This window comes from Trichococcus alkaliphilus (assembly GCF_003008695.1).
In the GTDB taxonomy this organism is placed as follows: Bacteria; Bacillota; Bacilli; order Lactobacillales; family Aerococcaceae; genus Trichococcus; species Trichococcus alkaliphilus.
The window spans coordinates 1-14,155 of the sequence record NZ_PXZT01000004.1 but is presented as its reverse complement, the minus strand read 5'-3'; the positions used below and the strand labels follow the sequence as shown (position 1 = coordinate 14,155).

Annotated in this window: 15 protein-coding genes; 4 read left to right on the top strand and 11 right to left on the bottom strand. The window is 48.6% G+C overall.

Features of this window, described 5'->3' with window-relative positions; translation table 11 throughout:
• Positions 1–3: 3 nt before the first annotated feature.
• The 6 genes from comGF to comGA are packed head-to-tail and all read right to left on the bottom strand — an operon-like array spanning position 4 to position 3,616.
• Positions 4–471: a competence type IV pilus minor pilin ComGF gene (gene comGF, locus C7R73_RS04800; RefSeq protein ID WP_106449404.1), complete on the bottom strand. Its 468-nt coding sequence runs from the start codon at positions 469–471 to the stop codon at positions 4–6.
• The gene (locus C7R73_RS04795; protein WP_106449403.1) at positions 440–781 is read right to left on the bottom strand and encodes a hypothetical protein; all 342 of its coding nucleotides are present in this window, start codon (positions 779–781) and stop codon (positions 440–442) included. Before C7R73_RS04795 ends, comGF begins: the two co-directional genes overlap by 32 nt.
• Positions 756–1,199 (bottom strand): prepilin-type N-terminal cleavage/methylation domain-containing protein, encoded by a 444-nt coding sequence (locus C7R73_RS04790; RefSeq protein WP_106449402.1) that lies wholly within the window; start codon positions 1,197–1,199, stop codon positions 756–758. Before C7R73_RS04790 ends, C7R73_RS04795 begins: the two co-directional genes overlap by 26 nt.
• A 14-nt stretch (positions 1,200–1,213) precedes the next feature.
• Entirely contained in the window at positions 1,214–1,549 is a 336-nt protein-coding gene (gene comGC / locus C7R73_RS04785; RefSeq protein ID WP_106449401.1) for a competence type IV pilus major pilin ComGC, read from the bottom strand.
• Positions 1,549–2,616 (bottom strand): competence type IV pilus assembly protein ComGB, encoded by a 1,068-nt coding sequence (comGB, locus tag C7R73_RS04780; RefSeq protein ID WP_161525863.1) that lies wholly within the window; start codon positions 2,614–2,616, stop codon positions 1,549–1,551. The genes comGC and comGB overlap by 1 nt, the downstream gene beginning before the upstream one ends.
• Positions 2,573–3,616 carry a competence type IV pilus ATPase ComGA gene (gene comGA / locus C7R73_RS04775; RefSeq protein WP_338064714.1) on the bottom strand — a complete coding sequence of 348 codons (1,044 nt, stop codon included), beginning with the start codon at positions 3,614–3,616 and terminating at the stop codon, positions 2,573–2,575. The genes comGB and comGA overlap by 44 nt, the downstream gene beginning before the upstream one ends.
• Before the next feature lie 169 nt (positions 3,617–3,785).
• On the opposite strand from comGA, the gene C7R73_RS04770 reads away from it, so the two are divergent.
• Positions 3,786–4,664 carry a YitT family protein gene (locus tag C7R73_RS04770; protein WP_239992568.1) on the top strand — a complete coding sequence of 293 codons (879 nt, stop codon included), beginning with the start codon at positions 3,786–3,788 and terminating at the stop codon, positions 4,662–4,664.
• Positions 4,665–4,770: 106 nt separating this feature from the next.
• Here the strand turns inward: C7R73_RS04770 and C7R73_RS04765 are convergent, their stop codons facing one another.
• The 4 genes from C7R73_RS04765 to C7R73_RS04750 form a co-directional block, all read right to left on the bottom strand.
• A complete protein-coding gene (locus C7R73_RS04765; protein ID WP_106449398.1) occupies positions 4,771–5,067 on the bottom strand; it encodes a hypothetical protein in 297 nt (98 codons plus the stop codon).
• Between the two features lie 45 nt (positions 5,068–5,112).
• Positions 5,113–5,622 (bottom strand): DJ-1/PfpI family protein, encoded by a 510-nt coding sequence (locus tag C7R73_RS04760; protein ID WP_106449397.1) that lies wholly within the window; start codon positions 5,620–5,622, stop codon positions 5,113–5,115.
• A 239-nt stretch (positions 5,623–5,861) separates the two neighbouring features.
• Positions 5,862–6,599, bottom strand: coding sequence for a YebC/PmpR family DNA-binding transcriptional regulator (locus C7R73_RS04755; protein ID WP_106449396.1), 738 nt, complete (start codon positions 6,597–6,599; stop codon positions 5,862–5,864).
• Positions 6,600–6,665: 66 nt separating this feature from the next.
• Positions 6,666–7,163, bottom strand: a complete 498-nt coding sequence (locus tag C7R73_RS04750) for a VanZ family protein (protein WP_106449395.1) — start codon at positions 7,161–7,163, stop codon at positions 6,666–6,668.
• Between the two features lie 109 nt (positions 7,164–7,272).
• Between C7R73_RS04750 and C7R73_RS04745 the strand changes: the two genes are divergently transcribed.
• Positions 7,273–9,081: a M3 family oligoendopeptidase gene (locus C7R73_RS04745; RefSeq protein WP_106449394.1), complete on the top strand. Its 1,809-nt coding sequence runs from the start codon at positions 7,273–7,275 to the stop codon at positions 9,079–9,081.
• A gap of 54 nt (positions 9,082–9,135) precedes the next feature.
• Here C7R73_RS04745 and C7R73_RS04740 read toward each other — a convergent pair whose 3' ends face one another.
• Complete coding sequence (locus C7R73_RS04740; RefSeq protein ID WP_106449393.1) at positions 9,136–10,032, bottom strand: diacylglycerol/lipid kinase family protein; 897 nt, start codon at positions 10,030–10,032, stop codon at positions 9,136–9,138.
• A 172-nt stretch (positions 10,033–10,204) separates the two neighbouring features.
• On the opposite strand from C7R73_RS04740, the gene trhO reads away from it, so the two are divergent.
• Both trhO and C7R73_RS04730 read left to right on the top strand, forming a co-directional pair.
• Positions 10,205–11,185 (top strand): oxygen-dependent tRNA uridine(34) hydroxylase TrhO, encoded by a 981-nt coding sequence (trhO, locus tag C7R73_RS04735; RefSeq protein WP_106449392.1) that lies wholly within the window; start codon positions 10,205–10,207, stop codon positions 11,183–11,185.
• Between the two features lie 145 nt (positions 11,186–11,330).
• On the top strand, positions 11,331–14,069 hold the full coding sequence (locus C7R73_RS04730; RefSeq protein WP_106449391.1) for a transglycosylase domain-containing protein: 2,739 nt from the start codon (positions 11,331–11,333) through the stop codon (positions 14,067–14,069).
• The last annotated feature ends 86 nt before the right edge of the window (positions 14,070–14,155 follow it).

The window sequence follows — 14,155 nt, the reverse complement described above, 5'->3', positions numbered from 1 at the left end:
CTATTAAATGGGTGCCTTCGGCAGGATGAGATGCGCTCTGCGCGCCTGGTCGTCCGAAAGCGTAGCCTGGACAGAAATCCCTTCATTGGTCACCTCGTATTTCAGCGCTTTGACATGCAACAGCATCGGATGATAGCCGGTCCCGTTTTTGTAACGGAGTACTTTATTGATACGGAATTCATAGGTATACACAGCGGTATCGGCCGGATTTTGTGATTTGGTGCGGATGGTCGTGCTTGTCTTTTGCACCAACAACTCGTCCTCCAACTCATGCTCGAGTTGGATCAGGAAAAGATGCCATTCCGCATCCTGGGTCTTCTCCAGCTGGATATTCGCAGTGCGAATCACCTCCATGCCTCCCATCATCAGCAGAAGCACCATCGTATTGACAGTCAGTGCAAACGCCGCTTCCAACAAAGTGAAGCCGGCTTGCGATTGTTTATGGACTTCCCGCTTGGATTTCGTCGGCACGCACCTTCACCCTTTCTGTCCCATCACCACCGCTCACTATAAGTTGTGCGGTTTCCGGATTCCAAGTAGTGGTGAACAGCAGCCCTCCGGAAGCCTGACTTCCGATTGGGTTGCCTCCCTTGGCGATGACCTGCATCTGGTCCTGCGCGACCCGCCAGTAGGCAACTTCCGCTCCCGCCGCTTTTAATGTCGTGAAAAATTGAACGGAATGCGGAAGCAGCACATAGAGCGAGATGCTGACCATGGCCAAAGCGATCAGACTTTCGAAAAGCATATAACCGCTGCTATCGTTCAGCTTTGTTGACTTCATAACGACCGCTCCCCAATTGGATTGTGATGGTATAGCGATATCGGGCCGTCTCCATGATGATCGTGTTCGGCTGCAGATACCCGCTGCCCCCTTTGATGAATCCGGTGTAGCCTTGAATCACTCTTGATCCTTCAGGCAACAGCAACTTGCGGTTGATGTAACGGTCCCATCCGGCACCGTCTTTAAAAACAGCGTAATGCGTTGCGCCGATTGGTCGCACGACGTCCAAGTTGACGCCGTTGCCGGTGATGACCGCATAACTCTGAGCTGTGTGCAGTTCCGTCAGGAAATCGTCCAAAAACAGATTGAACGCGAATTCATCCGTTGCGGTTTCCAATTGCGGGGTCAGCAGCAAAATCATGGATGCGATCATCAGCACCAACAGGCTTTCAAACAAAGTGAAGCCGCTCTTGCGCATCGCTCAGTCCGTCATCACGGCGTGACTACAGGGTCAATCGGTGCCACTTCTCCGGCGGTTATCGTCAATTTGGCGGTTGCTTCGGTCTCCTGTTTATCACTGAGGTACCCCGCCGTATTCAAAACAGTGAAACTCGCCGCTTCCGTCCCCGTATCCAGTTCGTACATATTGGCTTGAGTCTGCACGACAACCGCCAAAGCATCCGTCCCTTTGGTCTCCACGCTCTTCTTGGTGTTCGCCACATTCGGGATGATCATCAGCATCAGCACCGAAATGATGAACAGGACAAGGACCATTTCCATCAATGTGAAACCCTGTTTATTTTTTAGTGTTTTTTTGATCGTTTTCATTAATACATACCTCCTAATGAACTAAGCATCGGCATCAACAATATAAGATAGATCGCCATCACGATGACAGCGACCATGAGAAACAAGGCAGGCTGAAGCCAGCCGATTTTCTGTTCGATGTCCGCAATCAGCAGCCGGAAACAATCTTCGCTGTACATGCTCAACTTGATCGGCAACTGGCTGGTGAGCTCGCCGTGATAGATGATCCAGCCCATCTCCTCTTTGAAGATGGGATAACGTTTGATGATCGTCGTCAGGCTGTCGCCCTGCATCAGCCCTTCCTCCACCAATCCGGATATTTCCTTCATCCAGGCAGTCCCTTCATCGCCGCGCATCAGCGAAACGATTTGGTTCAACTGCATGCCGTTGCGGAAGAAATAGGCGTATTCGCGGCAGAAAAAAAAGGAATAGTAGAGTTGGACCCATTTGCTGAAGAGCGGAATCCTGCAGAACAGCAACGATTTTTGGAAAGCTGACTTCTTTTTCAAATAACTTTTTGCCAACAGGAATAAATCGGCACCTAATGCCAAAGTGCCCAAAATGATGAGCGGCAGGTTCTCCAGGTAATTCAGGATGATTCGGACCATCACGCCGGAACCTTCTTCCGAGGGCACCAGCATCGTTTCCAAACTGGGAAGCAGGACCTGCCTGATCGCAATCAGCATCACATTCGCGAACACCAGCAAAAACAACGGATAGATCAAGACTTTTCTGAGCTTATGCAGCTGTTTGTCCTTTTCCGTCAGGAAGTCTGAGCAAAACAGCAAAGTTTCCGTCAATTTTCCGTGAAGGAAGGATAGCCGCAACTGCGATACGACTTGCTCCGAAAAGCCGCATCCAGCCAATGCATCAGCAAGATTGATGCCTGATTCCAGTTTGGCCAGCATACGCTGGATATCGTCCACGCGCTTCGGCTGCATCATCTTCAGAAAGGCGAGTCCTTCGGATAACGAAAAACCTTCCTTCAGCAATTCGCCCAAGCGCCTCAGAAAATATGCCTGCTCTTTTGCCTGCCAACGTTTTTCAGACGAGATTCTCCAGGTAATTTTTTTCCGTAATGTATCCACATGCATAGGCTTTTCGCAATTTATCATTCAGAGTGACAAACCGCTTTCTGTCCTCCTTGTTCTGCAGATGATCCTGCAGTTCCTTGCCTGCCAATATTTCGTAGATGGCAGCCGACTTTTCGTTTACCTGATAGTGGGAACAGTGAATCGTGCACTTACCGGAGCACAGCGGACAATATTTTGCGATCAGACGTTGGGAGACGACAGCGAGCAGCGTCTGCTTCATTTGTTCGGAAGAAATCGTCAGTTCCCGCAGCCTTTCCAATACCCCGAACGACTCTTTGGCATGGATCGTTGCGATCACCAAGTGCCCCGTCAATGCGCTTCTCACTACCATTTTGGCTGTTTCCTCATCCCGGATTTCGCCTATGACGAGGATGTCCGGATGATGGCGCAGACACTGGCGGATGAGCAGATCGTACGTGATGCCCGCCGCTTCATTCACTTCAGCCTGCAGAAACAGCGGCTCCTCAATTTCGACCGGGTCCTCCATCGTAATGATCTGCAGCGGTTCATCGGCGTATTTCCTGCGCAGCAGATGATAGATGGTGGTCGTTTTGCCGGAGCCGGTAGGTCCAGAAAACAGCACCAGCCCGCTCTTGTGGTCCAACAGTTCGAGCAACTCCGCCTCCTGGGCCGGGAAAAAAGCGTGCAAACCCGGCTCAGAACCCGGATTGGCGTACAGCATGCGGATGACAAGCGACTCTTGGTAGCGGAAATTTGCGATGGTTGACAGCCTCAGTTCAATTTTTTTTCCGTTCAGCCGGTACCTGACAGCACCGGATTGCGGTTTCCGCCTTTCGCCTACATTCATGTTCGAAAGAAATTTAAAATAGGAAATCAGTCGTTCACCCTTTTCGATAGAATACACCGATACTTTCGACAATCCGGTACTCACGCGGAAAAAGAGTTCATAGTGGTCTTCATAAGGGAGCAGATGGATGTCGGAAACACCCAACCGCATCGCATCGGCCAACAGGCTCTCTGCTTTTTCTTCCATATTCATCACCTCATTTCTATTTTGCCGTCACTTATAGCTTCTGCAATATCCTCGCGTCCGCTCTTTATCCGACGAGAAACTTAGTTAAAAATATGTTATATTGGCATAAATAGCGGTCTCACACGTGAAAAATATGCGGGATCACTCAAGTACAAGAGAGGTGAACTTTTTGAAAAAAAACGTTGCTGGTTCGATTCTTCTGATTGCGATCGGAACATTTCTGTTCGCGGTGGGCATCAATATGTTTTCCGTTGCGAACCATCTTGGTGAAGGCGGCGTCACCGGCCTTAGTTTGTTGGCCTTCTATACCATGGATGTCCCGGTAGCCATAACGAGTTTCGTTTTGAACGCCATCATACTGGTCATCGGATTCCGCTTTTTGGAAAAATCGACCATGAGGCTGACGCTTTTGGCTACACTGTTGATGTCAGTGTTTCTCTATCTGACGGCGGCTTGGCGCTATCCGATGGAAACAATCATTCTGGCACCGCTTTGCTCCGGATTTTTGGTCGGTACAGGCTTGGGCCTCGTGATGCAGGCAGGCGGTTCCACGGCCGGGACCGATATCATCGCCTTGATTTTCAATAAATATCTCGGCTGGAGCACTAGTATCGCACTGGTCGTATTGGACCTATTCGTCGTCGGACCTTCCATCTTCGTCATCGGGCTGGAAAATGTCGTTTTGACTGTCGTGCATCTCTATGTGCAAACGAAAGTGCTGGATTTCATCCTGGAAGGGTTCAATCCGAAGAAACAAGTCCTGATCATCTCAGAACGGCATCAGGAAATCGCTGAGGCAATCGATAAAAAAATCGGCCGCGGAATGACCTTTTTGGAAGGCGAAGGCTATTACTCCAAAAGCCAGAAGAAGGTGATTTTGATTGTCGTCAACAGACAGCAATTGATGCCGCTAAACCGGATTGTGACGGCCATCGATCCGAAGGCTTTCTTCACAATCAGCGAAGCCCAAAGCGTCATCGGCGAAGGATTCTCTTATTTGATTTCGGATGAGCACTATCAACAAAAAATCAACGAGCAGTCGGAATGATCACAAAAAAACTGCATAACGAAAAAGACCGGTAAGGGACCCTTTAAAATGTCCCTGCCGGTCTTTTTCGTTATGAACGATATCTTATATTAAAAAGTTTACCTTGTCAGGAAAGCATAAAAACGACGGCCTTCATGATGTCCATTTTCTCCACTGCAGAGTTGTAGTTCAATCTGGCAATCTTCAGGTTCTGTTCTTCCTCGCGCATGACGGCGAGATTCTCCTCCGAATTGTCTTTGATCCATTCGCCTTTCACATCCGCCAAGGTGATTTCCTGCTGCTCCACTGCTTTCTTCGCTTCCTGCAGCTCGAACTTCAGCAAGCCGAATTTCCTTTCCAGGTCCTGCATTTTGACCGGGTCCTGTTCCTTCAATAGCTCTATTCTGGCTTTCAGCTCTTCCATATTCCCTGCCGCCTCCAATTTCTCACCAACAGCCGTATTTCTGCTTTAGCCAGCCAAAAACTTGCAGATTTCCAGTCCGAACTGTTTTGCTTGATCCGCACCGTTCGCAGTGATGATATTGCCGTCGACTGTTACATCGGACTCAGAATAAACTGCCCCTTTGGCTTCGATAGCTGCAACCTCGGATTCGAAAACAGTCGCATTTTTCTTTTTCAGCAAACCGGCATTCGCTAAGATGACCGGCGCGATGCAGATGGCAGCAACCATTTTGCCTTGCCCATTCATCGCCTGCGCCAACATCCAGGCATGTGGATCATCGAAGAAAACGCGGCTTCCCTGTCCTCCCACGAATACTACTCCATCAAAACTGGTCGTATCGACATCCTCAACCAAGAGATCCGACTGCGCGATCCCGCCATGCACACCCATACAGGTCCCGGTTTTGTGGCTGGCGATCCACATCTCATGTCCGCATTTCGCAACCTCTTCTTGGGTCATGAATAATTCTTCGTCGCGGAAATCTTCAGGTGCAATAACAAATATTACTTTTGCCATACCGCTGTTCCCCCATTCGTTGTTTATCCCGATCGGATAATGATAGTTTCTCTTTAAGAGCCTTGTTCGAAAAGTCCTAGGAAAGATCGACTTTGGCTAACTAAATTATACTACAAGCCAAAGAAGAAAGCGATTACAGGAACGGCATTGGCGCTTAGGCCAGGACGAATCCGAAAAAAACGGTTGCCTACCTTGTCAATAGACAAGGTAGGCAACCGTTTTTGATTCTCTGCAAAATGTTATTCTTCGTCGTCCAGATCAGCGTTGTGGAATACTTCGGAGACGTCATCATCTTCTTCAAGTTTTTCCAGCATCGTTCTGAATTGCGTTTCTTTGTCCGCTGCGATAGCCGACAAAGTTTGCGGAACCATCGTGACTTCCGCTTCGGCCAACACGTAGCCTTCTGCCTTCAAAGCTTCGCAAACTGCATCAAAATCGGTAGGATCTGTGTAGATTTCGAATACTTCCTCGCTCGTCTGCAACTCTTCCCCACCGGCTTCCAACACACTCATCAACATCGTGTCTTCATCCACTTCCAAGTCTTCACGCTCGATCGCGATATAACCTTTGCGGTCGAACATGTAGCTCACCGAACCGGATTCTCCCAAAGATCCTCCGTTTTTGTTGAAAGCGACTCTGATGTTTGTGGCGGTACGGTTGCGGTTATCGGTCAAAGCATGGACCAAAACAGCCACACCGTTCGGGCCGTAGCCTTCATAAGTGATTTCTTCATAGTTTTCGCCTTCTCCAGCAGATGTTGCTTTTTTGATGGCGCGTGTGATGTTGTCGTTCGGCATGTTCGCCGCTTTCGCTTTATCGATGATCATGCGCAGGCTCGGGTTAGATGAGGGATCCGGACCGCTGTTTTTTGCAGCCATATAAATTTCTTTCGATAATCTCTGGAAAATTTTACCTCGTTTTTGATCTGCAGCGCCTTTTGCGCCTTTGATTTTACTCCATTTTGAATGTCCTGACATTCAGATCCCTCTTCTCATCTATTAATTTACTCAATCATTTTATCAAAAGTAACCGCTTATGGCAATTCACTTTCTGCCTTTTCTGGAAGTCAGGAAGAACCAAGCGGCGATTATCGCCAATATTACCGCTATGCTTGCCAAAATGACGTCTTCCTTCATCGCAAATGCAGGAGACACAAACGACTGGTGAAATTCATCCGCAGCCGCGTAGCTCACGGAAAGCAACAGCGCCACAACTATAGGCGTAAATGCCTCCCGCATCTTCCCGGAAAGTCCGCCATACCAAAGGTAGGCCAATATGGAATAGGAAAGGAACAACCAGATTTTGCTGCCGAAGAACCCCAAAAAACCGAAATAGCCCAATGCCTCCATGCTGATCACCTGCTCCCCGTATCGGAAGGTGAAGGTTGCGAATAACCCGGATAGCGGTTGCGCCTGCAGCAGGTTCGCGATGATGTTCGGCAAAGCATAAAAATCTTGTTGGAAAGTGGCGCGGTAATAGAGGTAACCCATAATCAGAATGGCGCCCACTATGTATGAATTGCTCTTTTGTTCTCTTTGCATGCAACTTATTTCCTTTCCTGATGTGAATTCTTTTTTTTATTTTGCTGGAAATTGTTATAATGCAATCATGGCATTACGTTAGTCAATTCAGACTGAGAGGATGAACAACATGAAATACAGCCTTACCTGGGATTTGGACTCATTTTTTGAAGGCGGAAGTTCTTCGCCCACACTCCAAGAAAAGTTAAAGTCGATCCAAGACGGATTGAAGGATTTTGAATCCGCAGCAAACGCTTGGGACCCCGAACAAGACAAACCGGAATATCCTGATTTCCAGGATTTGCTTCATTATGAGGAACTTTACGCAAAAGCTTTGATGCAATGCAACAGTTTCATAACGGGTGTCCAATCAGCCGATGTCACGGATTTGGATGCTAGCGCAATCCATGCGCGAATAATTCAATTGTACAGCAAATTAACGATTATTCAAACGACTCTGAAGAAAAAAGTAACCGCAGTCAAAGAAAACGATTGGGATCTGTTGGTGGAAAAACCTGCCTTTTCCCCGCTTGCATTCGCCCTGTCGGAATGGCGCCAACAAGGCAGCCGCCTCCTGTCCGACAAGGAAGAAGCCTTATTGGCGACATTGCGTGTCGATGGTTTCAACGGTTGGAGCGCACACTATGACACACTCGTATCCTTCATCAAAATTCCTTTCGAGGAGACTGATGGAACTTTGGGCGAACTATCCGCCGGCCAAGCCATGAATCGGATGTATGCCGATCCCGATCCAAGCGTGCGCAAAAAAATATTCGTCGAATGGGAAAAAGCTTGGGGTAATCTTGCTCCAGCATTCGCCGATACACTGAATCATCTGCAAGGTTTCCGTTTGGCGGATTTTGAGGCGCACCAGGATGAGGATTTCTTGGCAGAGCCTTTGCGCTACAACCGCATCAAACGTGAGACCTTGGATGCAATGTGGCAGGCAATCAGTGCAAACAAACAGCCGTTCCTTTCGTTTTTGGATCGCAAAGCCGCTCTGATGGGCAAGGATAAATTAGCTTGGTATGATGTCGATGCCCCTGTTTCGCTCGGCAATTTCCAATCAAAAACCTTCAGCTTCGACGAAGCAGTGGATTACATCATCGAGCACTTCGCCTCCTTCGGTCCGAAACTGGCAGACTTTTCCTTGGATGCCGTCAAGAACCGCTGGATCGAAGCCGAAAACCGAGCCGGGAAGAGACCTGGCGGCTATTGCGAAGATTATCCGGAATCGAAAGAATCACGGATTTTCATGACCTTTACGGGTTCAGCAAGCGACATGAGCACACTTGCCCATGAACTTGGCCATGCCTTCCATTCCCACGTGATGCGCGACCTTCCTGATCTGAACACGCGCTACGCCATGAACGTCGCCGAAACGGCATCGACTTTTGCGGAAACTATCATCAGCGCCGCTACTGTCAGGGAAGCAAACAGCGATGAAGAAAAAATTTCCTTGCTCAATACGAAGCTCGAAAATGCGACGGCCATGTTCCTGAATATCCATGCTCGTTATCTTTTCGAAAAGTCATTCTACACCGAAAGGATGAACGGTTTTGTCACGGTAGAACGTTTGTCCGGTCTGATGGAGGCTGCCCAGAAGGAGGCTTACCAAGAGAATTTGAGTGACTATCACCCCCTATTCTGGGCGAGCAAACTGCACTTTTTCATCGATGACGTCCCATTCTACAACTTCCCTTACACGTTTGGCTTCCTGTTCAGTTTGGGGATTTATGCGCAATCGCTGCAGCAGAATGGTAATTTTGAAGAAACCTATATTTCGCTGTTGCGGGATACCGGATCGATGACGACAGAAGACCTCGTTAGGAAGCATCTTGGTGCCGATATCACGCAACCAGACTTCTGGAACCAAGGCTTGGAGATCATGGCGGGAGACGTGGAAGAATTCCTGCGCTTGACCGAAAAATACATTTGAGGACAAAACAAATCCCCACGACCTGAATTAGCGGTCGTGGGGATTTGTTTTTATTCAAGTGGCTGCCGGTCCGTAAACTTTGATGAAGGAAGGCAATATCTCGATCTCCAGCGGAAATGCCGGACCTTTGTCACCGTCGACATTGGTGATCAAACTATCGCCATCTTCAAGAGCAATAGTGGCCTGTTTGAATGATTTGTAGATGACAGTATCCGAATTTTTGATTTCGCCTCTGATGAGCTTCGGCAATAATTTCACCGAATCCAGCAGGTTAAACTCCTTGAAAACGACCATCCGTATTTTGCCGTCATCGACTTTTGCTTGGGGCATGAAACTTTCGAAGCTGGCGATCGAATTCGTCAGAGCAATCAGAATGAGTGGCGATTCCTGTGTAAAGGTCTCTCCATCCACCGTAATGCGGAAACGATGCATGGTCTGTTTCGCTAGTGCTTTTCCTCCTTCTATGAAATAAGCCAGTGGGCCATATTTTGTTTTTTCTTCCGCGCTGACCCCTTCGACAGCCTCGGGGATCGCACCTGCAGCGACATTCGACACAAAATAACGATTATTGACTTTGCCGATGTCCAGATCGATCAAGCTTGCCTTGTCCAACATTGCGATAGCCTGTTCCGGTTCCAAAGGGATCCCGATCGCTCTTGCAAGGTCATTGACGGTGCCCAATGGAACAAACCCGAAGGATACGGTTTTCCCGGCAGCCGCCAACCCATTGATGGTTTCATTGACTGTTCCATCGCCGCCCATGCAGAAAACTGCGTCATGGCCGTGGGTTGCCGCTTCAAGCGCAAACTGTTCGGCATCTCCCTGTTTTTCGGTATCTCTGACGGTGACCTCTTCAAACATTTCGCTCAATTGCGTCCGCATCAAGTCTAAATAGCCAGTAGCTTTTTCGCCCCCTGACGACGGATTTACGATCAATGTACAAATGCCCATCTTATTCCCTCGCTTTCTTTTTGTGTTCACTGCAAGTTTAGCACGCAGCGCCCTCCCATATAAAGCGTGACGCCTTTTTTTCGTCGTTGAGCATATTCTTGGCTTTCCGCTTACAAAATGTGTATAATTTCATAACGTTCGAAGTAAAACAGATTGAATTAGGGGGAGCAGTATGACAAAAGAATATCGTGTCCTACTCTATTATAAATATACACCGATAGAGGATGCAGAAACATTCGCACAAGAACATCTAGGATTCTGCAAAGAAATCGGCTTAAAAGGAAGAATTTTGGTCGCACCAGAAGGCATCAACGGAACGGTTTCCGGGACCGTTGGACAAACGCAAGCGTACATTGAGCATATGAACGCAGATCCGCGCTTCAACGACATCACATACAAAATCGACGAGACGGACGGCCATGCTTTTAAAAAGATGTTTGTCCGCCCCCGTCAGGAAATCGTATCGCTGCACTTGGGAGGAGATGACCTTGATCCAAATGAAACGACTGGCGCATACTTGTCCCCGGAAGCTTTCCGCGAAGCCATCCTTGACGAAAACACAGTCGTCATCGATGCCCGCAACGACTACGAGTTCGACCTCGGCCACTTCCGCGGCGCTGTCCGGCCGGATATCGAAAATTTCCGCGAATTGCCGCAATGGATCCTCGACAACAAGGAAAAATTCATGGAAAAACGCGTAGTGACCTATTGCACAGGCGGCATCCGCTGCGAAAAATTCTCTGGTTGGCTCGTCAAGGAAGGTTTTAAGGATGTCGGTCAGCTGCATGGCGGGATCGCAACCTACGGGAAAGACGAAACGGTCAAAGGCGACCTATGGGATGGGAAAATGTATGTATTCGATGAGCGTATCGGTGTCGACATCAATCGCATCGAGCATGTCGTGGTCGGAAAAGACTGGTTCGACGGTACTCCATGCGAACGCTACGCGAATTGCGCCAATCCTAGTTGCAACCGCAGAATGCTCTGTTCCGAAGAGAATGAACACAAGTACTTGCGCAGCTGCTCCCATGAATGCCGCGTCCACCAACCGAATTATTATGTGCAGCGCAATCAATTGACGCAGTCTGAGGTAACGGAGCGTCTGGCTGCCATCGGAGAGACGTTTGAGAGCTCTGCTGCCACAACAGCATAACCGCAAAAAAATCAGCCAGGATAACCTTCCTTGCTGATTTTTTTGGCCCCCTCAGACTTAGTGATTGTTCGTGCTATGTAATAGTCATGGCAAAGCTTTTTTGTTATACTGATAAGTGACCACCTGAAAAGGAAAGAGGGAATTTATGAACAATCCAGATGGAAATAAAGCGGAAAAATGGCTGAAAAAGACCGGGGAATTCTTAAAACGTCTTGGGCAATCGATGAATGGCAGCCTCCAGCGGATTTTCACGAAAGAAAATGCTGCAAGAACAAAGGAAAAAGCCTTGCTTTGGGAGCAAAGGACCCACAAGCAAATGGATCAAGGCAAAGTGACTTTGCGAAGAATAAAACGGAAGCTGGACACAGAAACAAACATGAAGCCTCTTCTTTCAAAAGGAGCTTTCGGTTTCAATGTTTTTTTTGGTGTGATCCGGAATATTTTTACCGGAATCGTATTGTTGATGATCCTTTTGGGCATCTTTGGCGGTGGCGCAGGATTGGGTTACTTCGCTAATTTGATTTCAAAAGAGACAGCTCCTACATACGAAAGCATGGCTGAGGACATCGGCAATGTCGAACTCGTCTCCACTATGTACTACGCAAATACCGAAGCCATTTCCGAAATCCGCACCGACTTGGTCAGGACTACCGTCGCGTCGGAAAGCATCTCTCCGATCATCAAAGAGGCGCTCATCGCAACGGAAGACGAAAATTTTTATGAGCATGATGGGATCGTACCGAAAGCCATTCTAAGGGCGTTGGTGACTGAATTGACCGGCTTCGGCAGCCAAAGCGGCGGTTCCACCTTGACGCAGCAGCTCGTCAAACAACAGATACTGTCGAATGAAGTGACTTTTTCCCGCAAAGCCAATGAAATTCTGTTGGCCCTGAGGCTCGAAAATTTCTTTACGAAGGATGAAATACTGACAGCCTACCTGAACGTCTCTCCTTTTGGACGAAACAGCAGCGGTTCCAATATCGCTGGCATAGAGGAAGCGGCGAATGGTATTTTTGGCATCCATGCAGCCGATGTTTCGTTGGCCCAAGCAGCTTTTCTGGTGGGCATCCCGCAGAATCCGTATACCTATACCCCTTTCACGCAATATGGCGAAAGAAAGGAAGATTTGACTGCGGCCCTGAACAGAAAAAATACCGTTCTATTCCGAATGCTCAGCGAAGGCTACATCACTAAGGAAGAATACGACGCAGCAATCACGTACGACATCACCCAGGATTTCATCGCTTCCCATGCTACCCAAGAGGACCGGAACAGTTACCTTTATCAAGCCGTCGAACGTGAGGCAATCTTCGTGCTGATGGAACAGGCCGCTGCAGCTAACGACCTCACCTTGGAGGATCTGGAAGCGGACACCGAATTGTACAACGAATATTATGCTAATGCGGACAACACGTTGCGTTTGTCCGGCTACAATGTGTACAGCACAATCGACAAAGACATCTACAACGGTATGCAGGAAGTCGCATCAGATTACGGGCAAACTTTGGGAGAAACCTTCGTGGATACCTATGTCGATGCAGATGGGATCACGCAGGAAGTTACTGAGCTTGCCCAAACAGGTAGTGTATTGATCGAAAACCAGACCGGGAAAATCATCGGGTTCATCGGAGGCCGTGATTTCTCGGTCAATCAAGTGGACCACGTTTTCAGCACCAACCGCTCACCTGGCTCAACGATCAAGCCGTTGCTGGTCTATGCGCCGGCGATCGAACAGAACCTGATCTACCCTGCTTCGATGGTGCCTGATACAAAAATAAGCATCAAACAGCCCGATGGCACACTATGGGAGCCTACAAACTTTGGCGACACCATTTCCAATACTTATATGACCGCTCGCCAAGCGCTCTACCAATCAAAAAACAACCCTACAATCAAGCTCTATGTCGCCATGAACGATGAAGGCATGAATCCTGGGCAATATTTGGAAAAAATGGGCATCACTTCGATCGACGAATCGGAATACGGCAATCCATCCTTGGCGATCGGAGCAACGAATGATGGCCCTACCGTTTTGGAACAGACCAGCGCCTTCACGACATTTGCAACCGGAGGCGATCACGTTTCGCCCTACCTGATCGAAACGATCACGGACAAGCACGGGGACGTCGTTTATCAGCACGAATCCGAAACGACTGAAGTATTCTCGCAAGACACCGCTTATCTGACTTTGGACATTCTGCGCGACGTCATCACCGATGGCACAGGCAGATCGATCAACAACTATCTCAATTTCAGCGCCGATTGGGCCGGAAAGACAGGGACATCGGAAGCCAACCGGGATATCTGGTTCATCGCCAGCACCCCTACCGTCACGCTCAGCTCTTGGATGGGTTATGATAATTACAAGGGCGAACATGTCTTCTATGACCCTAACAACCAAGGTCTTCCGACCGGGCGAAATCTGAATTACTGGTCCCAGATCGCCAACAAGATCTACAGCATCAATCCGGACATCCTTGGCACCGACCAGACGCACCAACAACCGGAAGGGATTGTCGAAAAATCGGTGTTGGCCGAAACCGGGACTTTAGCCGGAACCGTGTCCTTCGCGAATGGATTGTCCGTCACCCTTAACGGTGCCACAAGGACCGATCTGTTCAAAGCTGATGATTTACCGAAAGAAATCTCCTATCAATTCTCACCAGGCGCTACCGATAAAGATCTGGAAGACTATTGGGACAGCTACCTGGCTGAAGCAGCAGACAGACGCAATGCGGCCGCAGCGGCAAACCGAAACAACGTTGCAGACGATGTAGCTGATGCAGAGGACGAGCCAGCAACCGAAGATGTAGAAGCACCTGATGACGCGGAAGCAGAAGAGGAAACTCCAACTGCTGACGAAGCTCCAGCAACTGAAGAATAAGCGAAAGGCTGCCGCTAAAGGCAGCCTTTTATTTGGGTTCTATAATAAATGGTGTTGATGAAGTAAATTTCATCAACGCCTTTTTT